Genomic DNA, 17,888 nt, shown 5'->3' with positions numbered 1-17,888 from the left:
TTATTATGTTATTGAACATTAGCTTTAACGGTCGCCGATGCCGATGGATTTCGATGCAGGATGGTTCGCTGAACGCCTTGGCGACCGCACGATGCGCGGCATCGCGCGCGAGACCAGTGCTCTGATCAGAAGCGGCGCGCTGCCGGTCGGCGCGAAACTTCCGCCGGTGCGCGATCTGGCCTATGTGCTCGGCGTCAGCCCGGCGACGGTCTCGCAGGCGTGGAGCGAGTTGCGGCGCTACAAGATCATCGGCGGCCGCGGACGCAACGGCACCTGGATCATGGGCAACCGCTTTGCCGCCCGGCCCGAGCGCCACATGAGCGGCGGCAATTACGGACAGGATGTTCTGAACCTGGCGATCGCGGAGCCCGATGTGAGGCTCTTGCCGCCGCTCGACATCGCGCTGGCGCATGGTGCGCGCGCCGAAAAGCTCAACAGTTACGAGCGGGTGCGTATCCTGCCCGAGCTGGAGGCCGCAGTGCGCCCGTCATGGCCGTACGATCCCGGTGCGTTCCTGGCCACCAATGGCGGTTACAACGCCATCTACACCTTGCTGCATGCGCTGGTCCCGCCGGGAGCGCCGGTGGCCATCGAGAACCCGACGGCGCTTCGCCTGCTCGACATCCTCGAAGATCTCGACGTACCGATCATCCCGGTGGATTGCGACGGTGACGGCCCCTTGCCCGACGCGCTCGCCAGCGCTCTGCGGCAGCGGCCGGTCGCGTTCCTGTTCCAGCCGCGCGTCCATTCGGTGACCGGCGCCTGCATGTCGCCGGCGCGGCTGGAAGTCATCGGCGACCTGCTCGCCGGTACCGACGTGCTGATTGTCGAAGACGACGGCGTTGGCGATATTGCCTCGGCGCCGCGCATTTCGCTGGGTCGGCGTTTTCCCGATCGCGTCGTCCACATCCTGTCCTATTCCAAGACCCATGGCCCTGACCTGCGGCTCGCCGTCCTGTCCGGATCGGCGACGATCGTCGAGCAGATCCAATCCTACCGCAGCTTCAGCTCGGGATGGACCAGCCGCATCCTGCAGGCGGCCACTGCCTGGCTGCTGCAAGACCCGGCCACGGCCACCCTGGTGGAGCGGGCGAAGCAGGTCTACCGCCACCGCCGCGAACGGCTGGCCTGCGAACTGGCCAAACGCAATGTCGTGATCGACGCCGGGCACGGTCTCAGCATCCTCATTCCGGTTGCTTCGGAACCTTACGCGATGGTCACGCTGGCCGCCCACGGCATCGCGGTCCATGCCGGAGCGAAGTTTTCGACCGGAAAAACGAACGCCGTCCGCGTCGCGACCAGCATTCTGGACGAGGAGCAGCTCGAGCACGTCGCAAATTCCCTGGCGCTTGCAGCCGACCCGACGCGGGAGGTTGTCTGAGGCAAGTCATCGCCGTTCGGACTGCTACTCCGCCGCCACGCCCTTCACCTCGAGATAGCTCTCCATCGAATCGTCCATCGCCTGCAGCCACGGCGTATGGTGCAAAGGCGCCATCGTGCCGGTCATCAGCGAGCGGTAGGCATGGTCGCGGAAGCCCATAATGTCTTCCGCCTTGTGGTGCTCCCACTCCATGAAGGTCCGATTGACGGCCTCGACGTCGAAGCCCGGATAGTCGGTCTGCTCCATCAGCTCTCGGGTGTAGTCGCCCTGGAACCAGATCATCTGCTCGGCGTCTTCCAGCGTCTCCTCGCGTGCCCGCCATTTCCGGCCGTGGTCCGCCATCGCTTCGGCCGAGGGTAGCTTGATACGGCCCATGATGACGTCGCGGGCGAACCAGGCCTGCGCGTCGAACATGTTGAAGGTGTAGAACTGGTCCTGCATGCCGATATAGAAAAGCTTCGGGTTCTTCTCCCAGACGACGCCCTCGTAGAGCCCGTCCGGCCACATGCGGTTGGCGGTCTTCAGCTTCAAATCCTCGGTGAGGAACGGGAAGGAATGGAGATAGCCGGTGCACAGGATGATGGCGTCGACGTCCTTGGTGCTGCCATCCTTGAAATGCGCGGTCTTGCCGACGACCTTCTGCAGCAGCGGCACTTCCTTCCAGTTCTCCGGCCATTTGAAGCCCATCGGCTTCGAGCGGTAGCTAGAGGTTATCGATTTGGCGCCGTATTTGTAGCATTGCGAGCCGATGTCCTCGGCCGAATAGGAGCGGCCGATGATCAAGATATCCTTGCCCTTGAATTCCATCGCGTCGCGGAAATCGTGGCTGTGCAGAATACGGCCGTTGAAGGTCGAGAAGCCCTCGAAATAGGGCACATTGGGCACGGAAAAATGCCCCGAGGCGACGACGACATTGTCGAACTCTTCCGAATAGGTGACGTCGTTGGTGCGGTCATGCGCGGTGACGGTGAATTTTTTCGTCGTGTCGGAGAAGGTGACCATGCGCACCGGGCTGTTGAAGCGCACCCATTGGCGCACGCCGGATTTTTCGACGCGGCCCTTGATGTAGTCCCACAGCACGGCACGCGGCGGGTAGGAGCCGATCGGCCGGCCGAAATGCTCCTCGAACGTGTAGTCGGCGAATTCGAGGCATTCCTTCGGGCCGTTCGACCAGAGGTAACGGTACATCGAGCCATGCACCGGGTCGCCGTGCTCGTCGAGGCCGGTGCGCCAGGTGTAATTCCACAGGCCGCCCCAGTCGGACTGCTTTTCGAAGCAGACGATCTCGGGAATATCGGCGCCCTTGTCGGCGGCCGACTTGAAGGCCCGGAGCTGGGCCAGGCCGGACGGCCCGGCTCCGATGACGGCAACACGATGTTTCATGCGGGCCTCCAGATCTCATTTCTCTAACGAAACAAATTTCACTGACAGGACAGTAATTGCCCCTTCGATGCTGTCAACAGGGCTTGTCGCGAAACCGCGCTTCGCCGAGTTGGATTTCTAAACGACGTGGAAGCTCGGGCGAAATCCGGTCATTGCGCAATTCGGCTTGCCGTGCCAGTTGCGCTTCTGTATCGGCACCGAATATGTTCACCGTGAGTGAAATGAATCGGCAAGGTCCGGGGTGGCGAAATGGCGAAAAAAGCATCCAGTCTGAAGCAAGATGCCGGCGCCGCGGCGGGCAAAGCCAAACCCGCCGCGATCGAGCCGCGCAAGATACGCGTGCCGCTCACCCAGAATCCGCACGCCATTCGCGACACCCGCGAAAAAGTGCTTGAGGTCGCGATCGGCCGCGAGGTGCGGGCATTCCGCAAAAAGCTCGGCATCACCGTCGCCGATCTGGCTGCCGCCACCGACATTTCGCTCGGCATGCTGTCGAAGATCGAGAACGGCATCACCTCGCCATCGCTGACCACGTTGCAGGCGCTGTCGCGGGCGCTCGGCGTTCCGGTCACCGCCTTCTTCCGCCGTTTCGAGGAGGAGCGCAGTGCCGTCTTCGTCAAGGCCGGCGAAGGCCTCGACGTCGAACGCCGCGGCACGCGCGCCGGCCACCAGTACAATTTGCTCGGCCATATCGGCTCCAACACCAGCGGCGTCGTCGTCGAACCCTATCTGATCACGCTGACCGAGGATTCCGACGTGTTCCCGACCTTCCAGCACGAAGGCATGGAATTCCTCTATATGCTCGAAGGCGAAGTGGTTTACCGGCACGGCAGTAATCTCTACCCGATGAAGCCCGGCGACAGCCTGTTCTTCGACGCCGATGCGCCGCACGGACCGGAAGTGCTGAGCGTTCTGCCGATGCGCTATCTGTCGATCATCTGCTACCCGCAGAGCAGTGCGGGCTGAGCGATCTCACCCCCTTGTGGACCTCGTGGGGGAGATCGACAGCTTCGCCGACGGCGCCTCTTTTGCAACGTTGGTGATCAGCGAAAGCTGAGGTGACATCCAATCTCCCCCCTTGAGGGGGAGATGTCCGGCAGGACAGAGGGGGGCGAACCGCGATGACGCATAATCCAGTACCCGCCAACAATCGCCGCAATGCGCGCAGGATGCGCAGGGTGCTGACCGATGCCGAACTGAAGCTCTGGAACGAGATCCGGGCGCACAGGCTGATGGGACTGGGGTTTCGGCGCCAGATGCCTATCGCCGGCTATATCGTCGACTTTGCATGCCCGGACAAAAAGCTGATCGTCGAGCTCGACGGTTCCCAGCACGCGGAGGCCGAAGCGTCGGAATTAGACGCTGCAAGAACCGCAAGGCTCGAAGCGCTGGGCTGGACCAGCCTTCGCTTCTGGAATGATGACGTTGTCCGCGATATCGACAATGTCTGCCAGCATATCGTGATTGTGGCTGGTCTGGCTAGCGCACCGTGAGTCTCGCCCAAGCGATGGGCTGACATAACGGCAAGGCCGGCGCTCCACGGCGCCCCCCTCTGCCCTGCCGGGCATCTCCCCCTCTTGGGGGGAGATTGGCAGCTTGATGGGCAGCGCCAACATCAGCAGGAAAAAACTCAATCCGGCCCGAAGCCCGGCGATGTCGGGCTGCCATCATCCAATTTCGACAGCCATTCGACCAAGGTCGGCCGATAACGCGTCAGGCCCTTGTAATTGGCGAGTTCCTCTGGCAGGTCGCGGATGACGCGGTGCAGGCGGCGTGCCCATTTCGGCTGCGTCACCAGTTCGTCCATCTTGATGAGGTAACAGCGGATCGGGAAGACGATCGCATTCGAGCGCGGCAGCCGCCAGAAACTCTGCAGTTCGACGCGCAGATGCACTTTTTCGCCGACGTTTTCCGGCGTCACCGTGGCGCGGTCCGGGCCCCATTTGTGGTAATTTTCCGGGCTGGTGTCGAGGCGCGGATTGATGGTCATCGTCCAGTTCAGCCGGCGCGCCGGCTTACCCTGCTGGATGTTGGTGAGGAATTTCAGCGCCCGGACGAAGATCCCCTTCTCGTGCGCCAGCGGCACCGGCGCGTGCCATTCGAAGAAGTTCATGCCGATGTCGAAATCGAGCGACCAGTCGGCCTGGGTGGTGACCATGCCGGCATCCATCCACAGATTGCCGTCGCGCTGGTCGAGAATGCAGAAATCGCCCTGGCTCTGGCGGGTGATGTATTCCATCGGTCCATAGGGCAGCGTCGAGACGTCGCCGAAGGTGAAGCTGTCGTCGATGCCGAGCGGCCGGTTGATCCAGCGCCAGCGATCGCCGTCGCGGATCAGCGTGAAATGCTCGGGATAGCCCAGCGCCTGCTGCTCCATCAGGAGTTCGAGCAGGTCCCAGCCGGCCAGCGTCATGTGCGGCAGCGACTGGCAGCGCAGCGGATCCTCGGCCAGCACCAAAGCGCGGTCCTGCATCTCGGCGACATAGTGCTCGTCGACGTCGATCAAATTCTCCAGCACGCTGCCCCTCGGCCCGACGACATGCGGCTCGATGTTGACCGCATACATGTAGCTGTCTTCATGGAACGGGAACGGGAACCGCCTGATGTGCTCGGGGCTGTTCCTGAAGGTGAAGTCGTCGCGGAACGTTTCCTTGCGAAAGGTGATGCCCAAGCTCGCCTCCTATCTTTCCAGCACCAGCGACCTGCCCTCGAAGCGCGAGACGCAAGGCATGATCTTGCAGCCCGAACGGTGGTCTTCCTCGCTCAGCCAGTGGTCGTTGTGGATGAATTTGCCGTCATGCGAAATCACATTGGTCTCGCATTGGCCGCAGACGCCGCCGCGGCACAGATAGGGCGGATCGACGCCGGCCGCCTCGATCGCCTCGAGCAGGCTCTGCTGCTCGTCGACGCGGATCGTCTTGCCGCTGAGCGCCAGCGTCACGTCGAAGGGCGCGCCGGGCTGTGGGGCCGCGAAATGCTCGAAATGCACGGTCTCTGGCGGCCAGCCGAGGGCAGCGGCGCGTTCGCGCACCCAGCTGATCATGCCGGACGGCCCGCAGACATAGAGATGCGTGCCGAGCGGCTGCGACGACAACAGCCGGTCGAGATCGACGCGCTCGTCGCGGTCGTCGTGATAGAGCCTGACCCGGCGGTCGTAGCGCTCTCTCAGCAGGTCCGCATAGGTGCCGAGCGAGGCGGTGCGGCAGGTGTAATGCAATTCGAAATTGCCGCCTTGCGCCGCCAGCTGCGCGGTCTGCGCCATAAACGGGGTGATGCCGATGCCACCGGCCAGCATCAGATGCTTCCTGGCCCGAAGATCGAGCGAGAACAGATTGACGGGGTAGCTCACCACCATCTCCGTGCCCGGCCTGACCTGCCTGTGCATGAACAGCGAGCCGCCGCGGCCGGCGTCGTCGCGGCGCACCGAGATGGTGTATTCGCGGGTGTCGAGCGGCGAGCCCATCAGCGAATAGGGATTGAGTCTGGTGCGTTCGCCATCGCGCATCTCGACGACGACATGGGCGCCGCCGGAAAAGGTCGGCAAAAGCTGGCCGTCGCGCCTGCGGAAATGAAAGCGCGTCACCAGTTCGTTGACCGGGACGACATCGCTGACGACGACATCGAGTTTGGTGGTGCCGGTGCTCATCGAAAGACCTCCTCGATCGGAGGAATTTCGCTGCGGTCCTCGGCGTTGATGCAGACGCCCTGGAAGGCGGCGAGGCGCCGCGAATAGTGGTCGCGGACCAGAAGCAAGAGGCCGCAATGCGAACAGGTTGCCGGCTGCGTCGTGACGTTCTCGGTGATGCCCTTGCAATGGACGCACTGCACGCGGCGCGCCAGCGAGCCGCGATGCTCGGTCTGGATCGAGGTGTGGTCGACGCCGGCTTCGAGCGCCGCCTGCATGGCCTGGCCGATCAGCCCTTCGGTGCCGGCAAGATAGAGCCTGAGGCCCATATGGGCGTTGGCCAGCGTCTGCTTCAGCCGCGGCAGGGCACTGGCGAAGGAATGGCCGAGGTAGAGCTGCGCCGGCTTTAGTGCTTCGAGCGCCTCGGCATATTTACCGTCACGGCCGGGAATGAAGATGATGTGGGTGCCGCCGAAGAAATCCGCCGGTGCCTTGGCGGCAAGATCGGCAATCGCCAGCGCTCCCTCTGCGTCCGCTACGAAAAGATGGTGCTTGCCGGGCTGTGGAGACAGGGTCCCATAGACCGGGCGGCTGATGATGCTTTTCGCTGCCATACCCGCAGTATGCCTCAGCCTTTCGCCGTGCGCTTGGTCTTCTTCGGATCGTCGAACGGAAGCGGCTCGGCGGTTGCGCTGATGGCGCCGCTCTTGTTGCGGATCTCGAGCCGGGTGCCCTGGACCGCGCAGTCAATGTCGAGCCGGGCGATACCCATCGATTTCCTGACCAGCGGCGAATACATGGCGCAGGTCACCACGCCGACCTTCTTGCCGTCGCGATAGACCGGTGCGCCCTCGTCGGCCGGCTCCCTGCCTTCGAGCAGCACACCGAATATCTTGAAGCGCTCCTTGCCCTTCAGGCGGTAGTGCTCCTCGGCACCGCGAAAGCCCGTCTTGCCCGGGCTGACGGTGAAGTCGAGACCAAGCTCCCACAGCGTGTCGCCGGGCCCCTCATTCTCGAACGGATATTTCTGCGAATTGTCGTAAGGGTAAAACAACAGGTAGCTCTCGACGCGCAGCATGTCGAGCGTGGTGAAGCGGCACGGGATGATGCCGGCGCTCTTGCCCTCGTCGAGGATCCTGTCCCAGATCGTTCCGGCGTCCTGGCCACGGCAGAAGATCTCGTAGCCGCGCTCGCCGGTGTAGCCGGTGCGCGAGATCATCACCGGAAAGCCGAACAACTGCGTCTGCATGTGGTGGAAATAGTTGAGGTCGCGAATGCCGGGCACATGCTTTGCCAGATAATCCACGGCTAGCGGCCCCTGCAGCGAAAGGTCGTGAAGATTGTCGTCGAAGCGTAGCGACACGTCGCGACCGACGGAAGCGCGCTGCAGCTCTTCATGGCCGGTGCCCGAGCCATGCACGACCATCCAGGAATTCGGGCCGGTGCGGTAGAGGATGCAGTCGTCGGTGAACTTGCCGGCCTCGTTGAGCATGCAGGCATAGGCCGACTTGCCGGGATAGATCTTTTCGACGTCGCGCGTCGTCGCCAGGTCGATCAGGTGAGAGGCGTGCGGCCCGGTGATGTGGATCTTCTTTAGGCCCGACACATCCATCAGGCCGGCCTTGGTGCGGATGGCGATATACTCTTCGTCAGCGTCCTTGTCGTAGGTCCAGGCGGTGCCCATGCCGCTCCAATCTTCGAGCTTCGAGCCGAGCGCGCGATGGCGGTCCGCAAGCGCCGAAAATCTCCAGGATGCCGTCATCCGTTTGTCCTCCGTTTCGAAAAACGTTTGCTTTCCCCTGCTCCCTGCACAGCGGCGGGAGCGTTGCCCGAATATTGATCGCAAACGCCGGGAGCCTGCAATACCCGCAAGCAAATAATTTCATTGTCAGGCAAAATTCGGCGGATCAAACAAACGGTTAACGTCGCGTAAAATCGTCTTGACAATTCCAGAATTCGGCCGGATTTTATGAAAAAAATTTCACTCTCTTGAAAGAGGGCAATGACCGGCCAGTCCGGACCGGCGTTGAAAAAGGGGAAAGCCGATGTCCGACCTGCAACAGCGCGTGGAAGCGTTGTACCGTTCCGACGTGCGTGGATCCATGCTCCTGATCGTCTGCCTGTGGGCGACGATCCTCTTTGTCCTGTTCATGACATGGCCATACATCCCCGATGGCGGCATCAAGCTCGTGGTCGCGGTCGCCGCGGCCGCCGTGCTGATCTTCAACACGGCCGCGATCCTGGCGATGGTCAATCACTACAAGGAAGACAAGGACTTCATCTACGGCCTCGACATCAAGAATGCCGACGCCTACCGCAACCGCAAGTCCTGAGGGGGAGACGCATGGCCCGCTATACACCGCCCGAACAGAGCAAGGCCGGACAGGTTTTCGATATCGCCGTCGTCGTGGTCGCGATTTTCGTCGCGCTGTGGCTGCCGCTGAAACTAGGCCTGGCAGGGGCGGCAAAATCCATCGACGCGCTCGACGCCAAGACGTGGGAAGCGCTCGGCCAGAACCCGACCATGGCCTCGATCTGGGAAAAGCTCGGCTACACGCCGGAAACCGCGCACGACATCATCCAGAACCGGTTCCACTACATCATCGACTGGCCGACGCTGATCATCATGGCCGCGGTGCTGATCGGCTATTTCATCTTTCTGTTCCGCGCATCGGACCGCGAATACCGCGACGTCATCGACGAAAAGTTCGGCGACAAATAGATAGGGAAGCATCGTCATGTGGGTGGCACTCTCTTACGCATGCTGGGGCATCTCGATCGTGTTCGCGCTGTGGATGCTCTACGACTGGTTCAAGATCGACACGACCTATTCCGAAGAGATGCTGACCTCGTCCAGGGAAGGCGAGCTTGAAGCCGTGTCCGAAAAACACCGGATCTGAGTGGGGAATTGAACGATGACGATCACGGCTGAACCAGCGGTGCAAGTGCAAGGCGACAGGGTTTCACTGCTCAGAGTGCTCGGCCCCGCCCATGTCTGGGCGCTCGGTGTCGGCATCGTTCTGGTCGGCGAATTCACCGGCTGGAATTTCGCAGCGGACAAGGGCGGCGCGCTGGCGGCGCTGATCGTCTGCTGGATCGTCGGACTGCTCTACACCTCGGTCGCGATGATCGATTCCGAAGTCACCTCGACGGTTGCCGCCGCCGGCGGCCAATATGCCCAGGCCAAGCACATTGTCGGGCCGCTGATGGCCTTCAACGTCGCGCTTTTCCTGGTCTTTGCCTATACCATGCTCGAAGTGTCGGACGCGATCCTGCTCGGCGACACCATTGTCGCCAAGGCCGGCGTCGAGGGCCTCAACCACAATTCCTTCATCGCCGCGACCATCGTCGTGCTGGCATGGCTGAACTATCGCGGCGTGCTGATGACGCTCAACGTAAACTTCGTCATCACCGCCATCGCCTATGTCTCGATCGTCATCCTGTTCTTCTCGGTCAGCCCGTGGACCCAAGGCGCCGTGCTGAAGCTCAACGAGCTGGTCACCCCCGGCAACGCCCTGCCCTATGGCTGGATCGGCGTCATCGCCGCCTTCCAGTTCGGCATCTGGTACTATCTCGGCATCGAGGGCACCACGCAGGCGGCCGAGGAAGTACGCTCGCCGGCGCGCTCGCTGCCTTACGGCACGATGGCCGGCATGATCACGCTTCTGATCGCGGCCGCCATGACCTGGTATGTCTGCGCCTCGCTGATGCCCTGGGAATATCTCGGCATCACCTATTATCCACTGTGGGACGCAGGCAAACTGACCGGCAGTGCGCTGCTGGAGAACCTGTTGTTCATCGCGACGCTGCTTGCTGCACTTGCTTCTGCCAATGGCTGCATCAACGACGCCGCGCGCGCCTGGTTTTCGCTCGGCCGCGACCGCTATCTGCCGACCTGGTTCTCGGCGGTGCATCCGAAATACCGCACACCCTACCGCTCGATCCTGTTCCTGCTGCCGATCGCGCTCGCCTTCGCCTTCATCGCCGACCTCAACCAGGCGATCACCTTCTCGATTCTGTCGGGCGTGCTGCAATACACCTTCATGAGCATCAACATCATCATGTTCAGGAAGAAGTGGCCGCTCGGCTCGATCCGCCGCGGCTACACCCATCCCTTCCATCCGCTGCCGGCGATCGTCTTGTTCTGCCTTTGCGTGGTCACCTTCTTTGCGATCTTCCTCGGCTTCGGCTCGCAGCTGATCGCCATGGTCGCCTTCTACTTCCTGATTTCGCTGTGGTTCCACTTCTACCGCTACAAATTCGTGCGCCGCGGTGCCCAGTTCACCATGCCGTGGCCGAAACCACAGGGGTACTGACGGCGCGCCCGGTCTGGGCAGGCATTTGCGTGACGAGGTGCGTTAGGTGATCTCAGCATTGCTCGCCGGGGCGGTTGCCCTGGCTCTCGTCCTCCACATAACCTGGCTTGCGCGGGCCAGCCGCGCCAAGGCTTCGACCGGGCTTGCCGCCGACGAAGCCGACGTCCGCGCCGTCATCCCCGACGCGGCCAACGTCTCGGACGGCACCACCGGCGTCGTCACCTTCGCCGGCTCGTGGAACGGCCGGCGGGTGCAGGTGCGGACCATCGTCGACACGCTGGCGATAAGGAAGCTGCCGGCGCGCTGGCTGAGCGTTTCGATCACCGAAAAGGTCGTGATACCAGGCACTTTCGACATGATGATGCGGCCGGGATCGCCGACGACTTTTTCCAATTTCGATCATCTCGTCCATACACTGCCGAAGGCCGCCGGATTTCCAGCCGAGGCGGTGCTGCGGAGCGACCGCAAGGGCGTGCGCTTCCCCGAAGCCATCATCGCCGATCACCTCGATGTCTTTGCCGAGGAGCGCGCCAAGGAACTGCTGATCACACCGAACGGCGTGCGCATCGTCTGGCTGCTGGCCGAGGCCGAGCGGGCGCGCTACGGCGTATTCCGGCAAGCCGAATTCGGCACGGTCAGGCTCGATCCGGGGCTGATCGAGCGGCTGCTGTCGTCGGCTTCGGCGCTCCGCGATGCCATCAATCAAAGCGAACGGCAGGCGGCATGACCAGCCAGATCAGCACCTCCCCCGCACCACCGAGCCCCTATCTGGTTCTGGGCGCTGCGATCGTTTTGCCGGCGAGCGGGCATGTCGTGCTCGGCGTGCCGGTGCGCGGCCTGCAATTCCTGTTCTTCATGGTGGTCCTGGCCTGGGTCACCGCCAAGATCGCGCCGCCCGATGCCAGCTTCATCGGCCGCCATGCCGGCGGCGTCCTGATCTATGCCCTGTCGATCCTGGATGCCTACAAGATCGCCCGCATCCGCTATGCCAAATGGGTTCACAATGGCGGCCAGCGTAGCGATGGTGCGGCCGACGGCGCCTCAACCGATATATAACGAGAGGAAAATTTTTTTCATACCAATTGAATTCCCGGGACTCATTCGATACATCTCGGAGGAACAAACTCGCGGAGCCTGACATGTGCGGAATCGTCGGACTGTTTTTGAAGGACAAGTCGCTCGAGCCCCAGCTTGGCGCGATGCTGTCGGAGATGCTGATCTCGCTCAGCGATCGCGGTCCCGACAGCGCCGGCATCGCCATCTATGGCGCGCCCTCCAGTGAAGCCAAGATCACCATCCAGTCGGCCAAGCCGGAGCGCGATTTCCGCGGCCTCGACGCCGAACTCGCCAAGGCAATCGGCGCACCGGTGAGCATTGCTGCGAAGTCGACGCATGCCGTGGTCCGGACGATGCCTGCCAAGATCGACGAAGCGCGCGAGGCGATCCAGACGCTGCGCCCCGACATCCGCATCATGGGCGCCGGCGACGTCGTCGAGATCTACAAGGAAGTCGGCTTGCCGGAAGCGGTCGTCGACCGTTTCGGCGTCCGCGAGATGACCGGTACGCACGGCATCGGCCATACCCGCATGGCGACCGAATCGGCGGTGACGACGATGGGCGCGCATCCGTTCTCGACCGGCGCCGACCAGTGCCTGGTGCATAATGGCTCACTGTCCAACCACAACAATGTCCGCCGCGAGCTGATCCGTGAAGGCATGACGTTCGAGACCGAGAACGACACCGAGGTCGCCGCCGCCTATCTCACCTCGCAGATGGCGCATGGCAAGAACCTCGGCGAGGCGCTGGAAGGCACGCTGAGCGATCTCGACGGCTTTTTCACCTTCGTCGTCGGCACCAAGAACGGTTTCGGCGTGGTGCGCGACCCCATCGCCTGCAAGCCCGCCGTGATGGCCGAAACCGACCAGTATGTCGCCTTCGGCTCGGAATATCGTGCGCTCACCAAACTGCCCGGCATAGACAATGCGAAGGTCTGGGAACCCGAGCCCGCAACCGTCTATTTCTGGGAGCATTGAACCAATGCCGGCAATCAACCTCTCCAAGGCGGCTCGCGAGCCGGGCCATGCGTCACGGGTCTTCGACCTGGCCGAAATGTCGCTGCGCGAGCTCAACCAGGCGCTGCACGGTCTGGCGCCCGGTTCGAACGAGACTGCCTGGGAGGTGCTGCACCCGCGAGGCAGCCATTCGGTCGCCGTCGGCGTCGACCAGCCGGTCGCCATCGATGTGCGCGGCAGCGTCGGCTATTATTGCGGCGGCATGAACGACGGCGGCACCATCACCGTGCATGGCTCGGCCGGGCCCGGCGTCGGCGAAAACATGATGTCCGGCCAGATCGTCGTCAAAGGCGATGCCAGCCAGTATGCCGGCGCCACCGGCCGCGGCGGGCTGCTCGTCATCGAAGGCAACGCGTCATCGCGCTGCGGCATTTCGATGAAAGGCATCGACATCGTCGTCCATGGCAATATCGGCCACATGTCGGCCTTCATGGCGCAGTCCGGCAATCTGGTGGTGCTGGGCGATGCCGGCGATGCGCTCGGCGATTCCATCTACGAGGCGCGGCTTTTCGTGCGCGGCAAGGTCGAAAGCCTCGGCGCCGACTGCATCGCCAAGGAGATGCGGCCCGAGCATCTCGAATTGCTGCAAGGCTTGCTCGACCGCGCCGGCGTGACCGGCGTCAAGGCGGCGGAGTTCAAGCGTTATGGCTCGGCTCGTACCCTCTACAATTTCAATATCGACAACGCCGACGCGTATTGAGGCTCAATGACCTATCGCAACCCGCCGACGACGCCGCGCAAATCCGCGACCTTCGACGACTACACCCTTTCCGAGATCCGCCGCGCCGCGGCGACCGGCATCTATGACATCCGCGGCGCCGGCGCCAAGCGCAAGCTGCCGCATTTCGATGACCTTCTGTTCCTCGGTGCTTCGATCTCGCGCTATCCGCTCGAAGGCTATCGCGAACGCTGCGACACCAGCGTCGTGCTCGGCTCGCGCTATGCAAAAAAACCGATCGAACTGAAAATCCCGATCACCATTGCCGGCATGAGCTTTGGCTCGCTGTCCGGCCCGGCGAAGGAAGCGCTCGGCCGTGGCGCGACGCTGTCCGGCACCTCGACGACCACCGGCGACGGCGGCATGACCGAGGAAGAGCGCGGCCATTCGAAGACGCTGGTCTACCAGTATCTGCCGTCGCGCTACGGCATGAACCCGCGCGATCTGCGCCGTGCCGACGCGATCGAGGTTGTCGTCGGCCAGGGCGCCAAGCCCGGCGGGGGCGGCATGCTGCTCGGCCAGAAGATCTCCGACCGCGTCGCCGAAATGCGCACGCTGCCGAAAGGCATCGACCAGCGCTCGGCCTCGCGCCACCCCGACTGGACCGGGCCGGACGATCTCGAGATCAAGATCCTGGAACTGCGCGAAATCACCGACTGGGAAAAGCCGATCTACGTCAAGGTCGGCGGCGCCCGGCCCTATTACGATACAGCCCTTGCGGTAAAGGCCGGCGCCGACGTCGTCGTCGTCGACGGCATGCAGGGCGGCACCGCGGCAACCCAGGAAGTGTTCATCGAGAACGTCGGCCAGCCGACGCTTGCCTGCATCAGGCCGGCGGTGCAGGCGCTGCAGGACCTCGGCATGCACCGCAAGGTGCAGCTGATCGTCTCGGGCGGCATACGCAACGGCGCCGACGTCGCCAAGGCGCTGGCGCTCGGCGTCGACGCGGTGTCGATCGGCACGGCAGCGCTTGTCGCGCTCGGTGACAATGATCCGCGCTGGGAGGCGGAATACAACGAGCTCGGCACCACCGCCGGCGCCTATGACGACTGGCATGAGGGACGCGACCCGGCCGGCATCACCACGCAGGATCCCGAGCTAATGAAACGGGTCGATCCGATTGCGGCCGGACGACGGCTGGCGAATTATCTTAAGGTGATGACACTTGAGGCTCAGACAATCGCCCGCGCCTGCGGCAAGAACAGCCTGCACAATCTCGAGCCCGAGGATCTTGTGGCCTTGACGATCGAAGCCGCAGCCATGGCCGGCGTGCCGCTGGCCGGCACCAATTGGATACCGGGCAAGAACGGCTTCTAAAAACAAACCAAATGCCAGTAAGCGAGGAACTATAATGGGGAACGATCTCGCCGCCTTCGCCAAGGAAAAGGGCGTCAAATATTTCATGATATCCTACACCGACCTGTTCGGTGGGCAACGCGCCAAGCTGGTGCCGGCGCAGGCGATCGCCGACATGCAGCGGGACGGTGCCGGCTTTGCCGGCTTTGCCACCTGGCTCGACCTGACGCCGGCGCATCCCGACATGCTGGCGGTGCCGGATCCGGCCTCGGTGATTCAGTTGCCTTGGAAGCCGGAGGTCGCCTGGGTCGCCGCCAACTGCATCATGGACGACAAATCGGTCGAGCAGGCGCCGCGCAACACGCTGAAGCGGTTGATCGCGGAGGCCGCTGGCGATGGCATGCACATCAAGACCGGCGTCGAGGCCGAATTCTTCCTGATCTCGCCGGATGGCAAGACGATTTCCGACGAATATGATACGGCGTCGAAGCCCTGCTACGACCAGCAGGCGGTGATGCGCCGCTACGACGTGATCGCCGAGATCTGCGACCACATGCTGGCGCTCGGCTGGGGCGCCTACCAGAACGACCACGAGGACGCCAACGGCCAGTTCGAGATGAACTGGGCCTTCGACGATGCGCTGGCGACCGCCGACAAGCATTCCTTCTTCAAATTCATGGTGAAATCGGTCGCCGAAAAGCACGGCCTGCGCGCAACCTTCATGCCTAAACCCTTCCAGGGCCTGACCGGCAATGGCTGCCATGCGCATATCTCGGTGTGGGACAGGGACGGCAAGACCAATGTCTTTGCCGACAATGCGATGGAGCTCGGCCTGTCGGCAAAGGGCCGGAACTTCCTCGGCGGCATCATGAAACATGCTTCCGCCCTTGCCGCGATCACCAACCCGACGGTCAATTCCTACAAGCGCATCAACGCACCGCGCACCATCTCCGGCGCCACCTGGGCGCCGAACACCGTGACCTGGACCGGCAACAACCGCACCCACATGGTGCGCGTGCCTGGTCCCGGCCGGTTCGAGCTGCGCCTGCCGGACGGCGCGGCAAACCCCTATCTGCTGCAGGCCGTCATCATCGCCGCCGGCCTTGACGGTGTCCGCTCGAAGGCCGATCCCGGCCGGCGCTACGACATCGACATGTACCAGTTCGGCCATACGGTCGAGGGCGCGCCGAAGCTGCCGCTCAACCTGCTCGACGCGTTGCGCGAGTTTGACAACGACAAATCGCTCAAGGCGGCGCTGGGTGAGGAATTCTCGTCGGCCTATCTAAAGCTCAAGCAGCAGGAATGGAATTCCTATGCTTCCCACTTCACCCAGTGGGAGCGCGACCACACGCTCGACATCTGATCCGGATTGTTGCACGCCCGGCGCGAAACAGGTTCATGAAATACTCGATCTTCTCCCTCGCCCGGGCGGCATTTTCCGGCCATAAGAACTGGCAGCGCACCTGGCGCGACGCCACCCCGAAGAGCCACTACGACGTGGTGATCATCGGCGGCGGCGGCCATGGCCTGGCGACGGCATGGTTCCTCGCCAGCGAATACGGCATCAGAAATGTCGCCGTGCTGGAAAAAGGCTGGATCGGCTCCGGCAATGCCGGCCGCAACACCACCATCATCCGTTCCAATTACGGGCTGCCCGGCAATACAGGGTTCTACGAGCTGTCGATGAAGCTTTGGGAGCGCATGGAGCAGGACCTCAACTACAACACCATGGTCAGCCAGCGCGGCGTCATCAACCTCTACCATTCCGACGCGCAGCGCGACGCCTATGCGCGGCGCGGCAACACAATGCGCATCAACGGCATCGATGCCGAACTGCTCGACCTCGCCGCAGTCAGGAAGATGATGCCGTTCCTGAACTTCGACAACGCACGTTTCCCGGTGCAGGGCGGCCTCTTGCAGCGACGCGGCGGCACGGCAAGGCACGACGCCGTGGTCTGGGGCTATGCGCATGCGGCGAGCGCGCTCGGCGTCGACATCATTCAGAATTGCGAGGTGACCGGCTTTGTTCGCGACGGCAGCGGCAAGGTGACCGGCGTCGAGACATCGCGCGGCAGGATCGGTGCCGCCAAGGTCGGCATGGCGGTCGCCGGCTCCTCGTCGCGCGTCGCGGCGATGGCCGGCATGTGGCTGCCGATCGAAAGTCATGTGCTGCAGGCCTTCGTCTCCGAGGCGATCAAGCCGCTGATCCCCAATGTCATGACCTTCGGCGCCGGCCATTTCTACGTCAGCCAGTCCGACAAGGGCGGGCTGGTCTTCGGCGGCGATATAGACGGCTACAATTCCTACGCCCAGCGCGGAAATCTGCCTGTCATGGAAGACGTCTGCGAAGGCGGCATGGCGCTGATGCCGATGATCGGCCGGATACGGCTTCTGCGTCAGTGGGGCGGCATCATGGACATGTCGATGGACGGCTCGCCGATCATCGACAAGACACCGGTCGACGGGCTCTATCTCAACGCCGGCTGGTGCTATGGCGGCTTCAAGGCGACGCCCGGCTCCGGCCTGGTCTTTGCCCATCTGCTGGCGCGCGACGAGCCGCACAAGGAGGCTACCCGCTTCCGCCTCGACCGCTTCCGGCGAGGTGCCATGATCGACGAAAAGGGCCAGGGCGCCCAACCGAACCTGCATTGAAGGCTGGCTGAAGAAGCATGCGGATTGTCTGTCCCTTCTGCGGCGAACGCGAACTCGGCGAGTTCACCTATCTGGGCGACGCCAAGCCGACGCGTCCTGCGGCCGGCGCCACCGAAGACGAGGTCTTCGACTATGTCTACCTGCGTGACAACATCGCCGGGCCGATGAGCGAATACTGGTACCATGGCGGCGGCTGCCGGGCCTGGCTGAAGGTCGCCCGCAACACGCTGACGCATGAGATTTCCTCCGTCGAGCCGGCGACGGGCGTTGGTGCAAGGCAGCCCGCCAAATGAATTCTGTCCGGGTCAGCGCTCATAACCCTGCCGGCGGCCCCCTCATCCGGCCGCTTCGCGGCCACCTTCTCCCCGGCGGGGAGAAGAGAAGGAGGCTGCGTGCAAGGCGGCCACAGCGAAGCGGAGGCCGGATGAGCGGCAGCGCGACGCTC

General features: G+C 63.1%; 20 protein-coding genes. 15 read left to right on the top strand and 5 right to left on the bottom strand.

The window, feature by feature from the left end:
* The first annotated feature begins 37 nt into the window (after window positions 1-37).
* The gene (locus NKI79_RS10115) at window positions 38-1,381 is read left to right on the top strand and encodes an aminotransferase-like domain-containing protein (protein WP_352801388.1); all 1,344 of its coding nucleotides are present in this window, start codon (window positions 38-40) and stop codon (window positions 1,379-1,381) included.
* 24 nt (window positions 1,382-1,405) lie between these two features.
* Here NKI79_RS10115 and NKI79_RS10110 read toward each other — a convergent pair whose 3' ends face one another.
* Window positions 1,406-2,764 (bottom strand): trimethylamine monooxygenase, encoded by a 1,359-nt coding sequence (locus NKI79_RS10110; RefSeq protein ID WP_352801387.1) that lies wholly within the window; start codon window positions 2,762-2,764, stop codon window positions 1,406-1,408.
* Between the two features lie 249 nt (window positions 2,765-3,013).
* Between NKI79_RS10110 and NKI79_RS10105 the strand changes: the two genes are divergently transcribed.
* A complete protein-coding gene (locus NKI79_RS10105; RefSeq protein ID WP_352801386.1) occupies window positions 3,014-3,730 on the top strand; it encodes a helix-turn-helix domain-containing protein in 717 nt (238 codons plus the stop codon).
* Window positions 3,731-3,885: 155 nt separating this feature from the next.
* Complete coding sequence (locus NKI79_RS10100) at window positions 3,886-4,257, top strand: endonuclease domain-containing protein (protein ID WP_352801385.1); 372 nt, start codon at window positions 3,886-3,888, stop codon at window positions 4,255-4,257.
* A 137-nt stretch (window positions 4,258-4,394) separates the two neighbouring features.
* On the opposite strand, the gene NKI79_RS10095 is transcribed toward NKI79_RS10100, so the two are convergent.
* The 4 genes from NKI79_RS10095 to NKI79_RS10080 are packed head-to-tail and all read right to left on the bottom strand — an operon-like array spanning window position 4,395 to window position 8,151.
* Window positions 4,395-5,435: a heme-dependent oxidative N-demethylase family protein gene (locus NKI79_RS10095; RefSeq protein WP_352801384.1), complete on the bottom strand. Its 1,041-nt coding sequence runs from the start codon at window positions 5,433-5,435 to the stop codon at window positions 4,395-4,397.
* A 9-nt stretch (window positions 5,436-5,444) separates the two neighbouring features.
* On the bottom strand, window positions 5,445-6,410 hold the full coding sequence (locus NKI79_RS10090; RefSeq protein WP_352801383.1) for a PDR/VanB family oxidoreductase: 966 nt from the start codon (window positions 6,408-6,410) through the stop codon (window positions 5,445-5,447).
* Window positions 6,407-7,003 (bottom strand): dimethylamine monooxygenase subunit DmmA family protein, encoded by a 597-nt coding sequence (locus tag NKI79_RS10085; protein WP_352801382.1) that lies wholly within the window; start codon window positions 7,001-7,003, stop codon window positions 6,407-6,409. Before NKI79_RS10085 ends, NKI79_RS10090 begins: the two co-directional genes overlap by 4 nt.
* Before the next feature lie 14 nt (window positions 7,004-7,017).
* Complete coding sequence (locus NKI79_RS10080) at window positions 7,018-8,151, bottom strand: aminomethyl transferase family protein (RefSeq protein ID WP_352801381.1); 1,134 nt, start codon at window positions 8,149-8,151, stop codon at window positions 7,018-7,020.
* 283 nt (window positions 8,152-8,434) lie between these two features.
* Here NKI79_RS10080 and NKI79_RS10075 point away from each other — a divergent pair, with 283 nt between their 5' ends.
* The 12 genes from NKI79_RS10075 (at window position 8,435) to NKI79_RS10020 (ending at window position 17,736) form a co-directional block, all read left to right on the top strand.
* Complete coding sequence (locus NKI79_RS10075) at window positions 8,435-8,722, top strand: hypothetical protein (RefSeq protein WP_352801380.1); 288 nt, start codon at window positions 8,435-8,437, stop codon at window positions 8,720-8,722.
* An 11-nt stretch (window positions 8,723-8,733) separates the two neighbouring features.
* A complete protein-coding gene (locus NKI79_RS10070; RefSeq protein ID WP_023673992.1) occupies window positions 8,734-9,111 on the top strand; it encodes a hypothetical protein in 378 nt (125 codons plus the stop codon).
* 16 nt (window positions 9,112-9,127) lie between these two features.
* A complete protein-coding gene (locus tag NKI79_RS10065; protein WP_352801379.1) occupies window positions 9,128-9,289 on the top strand; it encodes a hypothetical protein in 162 nt (53 codons plus the stop codon).
* Window positions 9,290-9,304: 15 nt separating this feature from the next.
* Window positions 9,305-10,705, top strand: coding sequence for an APC family permease (locus tag NKI79_RS10060; protein ID WP_292653875.1), 1,401 nt, complete (start codon window positions 9,305-9,307; stop codon window positions 10,703-10,705).
* Between the two features lie 46 nt (window positions 10,706-10,751).
* Window positions 10,752-11,432 carry a hypothetical protein gene (locus NKI79_RS10055; RefSeq protein WP_352801378.1) on the top strand — a complete coding sequence of 227 codons (681 nt, stop codon included), beginning with the start codon at window positions 10,752-10,754 and terminating at the stop codon, window positions 11,430-11,432.
* Entirely contained in the window at window positions 11,429-11,761 is a 333-nt protein-coding gene (locus tag NKI79_RS10050) for a hypothetical protein (RefSeq protein WP_352801377.1), read from the top strand. The genes NKI79_RS10055 and NKI79_RS10050 overlap by 4 nt, the downstream gene beginning before the upstream one ends.
* An 83-nt stretch (window positions 11,762-11,844) precedes the next feature.
* Window positions 11,845-12,738 carry a class II glutamine amidotransferase gene (locus NKI79_RS10045; protein WP_352801376.1) on the top strand — a complete coding sequence of 298 codons (894 nt, stop codon included), beginning with the start codon at window positions 11,845-11,847 and terminating at the stop codon, window positions 12,736-12,738.
* Between the two features lie 4 nt (window positions 12,739-12,742).
* A complete protein-coding gene (locus NKI79_RS10040; protein WP_352801375.1) occupies window positions 12,743-13,477 on the top strand; it encodes a GltB/FmdC/FwdC-like GXGXG domain-containing protein in 735 nt (244 codons plus the stop codon).
* 6 nt (window positions 13,478-13,483) lie between these two features.
* The gene (locus NKI79_RS10035) at window positions 13,484-14,812 is read left to right on the top strand and encodes an FMN-binding glutamate synthase family protein (RefSeq protein WP_254818691.1); all 1,329 of its coding nucleotides are present in this window, start codon (window positions 13,484-13,486) and stop codon (window positions 14,810-14,812) included.
* Between the two features lie 34 nt (window positions 14,813-14,846).
* Window positions 14,847-16,154, top strand: coding sequence for a type III glutamate--ammonia ligase (gene glnT, locus NKI79_RS10030; RefSeq protein WP_352476570.1), 1,308 nt, complete (start codon window positions 14,847-14,849; stop codon window positions 16,152-16,154).
* A 35-nt stretch (window positions 16,155-16,189) separates the two neighbouring features.
* A complete protein-coding gene (locus NKI79_RS10025) occupies window positions 16,190-17,443 on the top strand; it encodes a sarcosine oxidase subunit beta family protein (RefSeq protein WP_352801374.1) in 1,254 nt (417 codons plus the stop codon).
* Between the two features lie 17 nt (window positions 17,444-17,460).
* Window positions 17,461-17,736, top strand: a complete 276-nt coding sequence (locus tag NKI79_RS10020; protein ID WP_352476568.1) for a sarcosine oxidase subunit delta — start codon at window positions 17,461-17,463, stop codon at window positions 17,734-17,736.
* Window positions 17,737-17,888 lie beyond the last annotated feature (152 nt).

Source organism: Mesorhizobium sp. M0340 (assembly GCF_040321535.1).
GTDB lineage: Bacteria > Pseudomonadota > Alphaproteobacteria > Rhizobiales > Rhizobiaceae > Mesorhizobium.
The sequence above is the reverse complement of the archived record's forward strand: the minus strand, read 5'-3'. Positions and strand labels throughout refer to the sequence as shown.

Excerpts from the sequence above, each read along its gene's own strand:
- NKI79_RS10115 (WP_352801388.1), top strand. The coding sequence starts at position 38 with ATGCCGATGGATTTCGATGCAGGATGGTTCGCTGAACGCCTTGGCGAC.
- NKI79_RS10110 (WP_352801387.1), bottom strand. The coding sequence starts at position 2,764 with ATGAAACATCGTGTTGCCGTCATCGGAGCCGGGCCGTCCGGCCTGGCC.
- NKI79_RS10105 (WP_352801386.1), top strand. The coding sequence starts at position 3,014 with ATGGCGAAAAAAGCATCCAGTCTGAAGCAAGATGCCGGCGCCGCGGCG.
- NKI79_RS10100 (WP_352801385.1), top strand. The coding sequence starts at position 3,886 with ATGACGCATAATCCAGTACCCGCCAACAATCGCCGCAATGCGCGCAGG.
- NKI79_RS10090 (WP_352801383.1), bottom strand. The coding sequence starts at position 6,410 with ATGAGCACCGGCACCACCAAACTCGATGTCGTCGTCAGCGATGTCGTC.
- NKI79_RS10085 (WP_352801382.1), bottom strand. The coding sequence starts at position 7,003 with ATGGCAGCGAAAAGCATCATCAGCCGCCCGGTCTATGGGACCCTGTCT.
- NKI79_RS10080 (WP_352801381.1), bottom strand. The coding sequence starts at position 8,151 with ATGACGGCATCCTGGAGATTTTCGGCGCTTGCGGACCGCCATCGCGCG.
- NKI79_RS10075 (WP_352801380.1), top strand. The coding sequence starts at position 8,435 with ATGTCCGACCTGCAACAGCGCGTGGAAGCGTTGTACCGTTCCGACGTG.
- NKI79_RS10070 (WP_023673992.1), top strand. The coding sequence starts at position 8,734 with ATGGCCCGCTATACACCGCCCGAACAGAGCAAGGCCGGACAGGTTTTC.
- NKI79_RS10065 (WP_352801379.1), top strand. The coding sequence starts at position 9,128 with ATGTGGGTGGCACTCTCTTACGCATGCTGGGGCATCTCGATCGTGTTC.
- NKI79_RS10060 (WP_292653875.1), top strand. The coding sequence starts at position 9,305 with ATGACGATCACGGCTGAACCAGCGGTGCAAGTGCAAGGCGACAGGGTT.
- NKI79_RS10050 (WP_352801377.1), top strand. The coding sequence starts at position 11,429 with ATGACCAGCCAGATCAGCACCTCCCCCGCACCACCGAGCCCCTATCTG.
- NKI79_RS10045 (WP_352801376.1), top strand. The coding sequence starts at position 11,845 with ATGTGCGGAATCGTCGGACTGTTTTTGAAGGACAAGTCGCTCGAGCCC.
- NKI79_RS10040 (WP_352801375.1), top strand. The coding sequence starts at position 12,743 with ATGCCGGCAATCAACCTCTCCAAGGCGGCTCGCGAGCCGGGCCATGCG.
- NKI79_RS10035 (WP_254818691.1), top strand. The coding sequence starts at position 13,484 with ATGACCTATCGCAACCCGCCGACGACGCCGCGCAAATCCGCGACCTTC.
- glnT (WP_352476570.1), top strand. The coding sequence starts at position 14,847 with ATGGGGAACGATCTCGCCGCCTTCGCCAAGGAAAAGGGCGTCAAATAT.
- NKI79_RS10025 (WP_352801374.1), top strand. The coding sequence starts at position 16,190 with ATGAAATACTCGATCTTCTCCCTCGCCCGGGCGGCATTTTCCGGCCAT.
- NKI79_RS10020 (WP_352476568.1), top strand. The coding sequence starts at position 17,461 with ATGCGGATTGTCTGTCCCTTCTGCGGCGAACGCGAACTCGGCGAGTTC.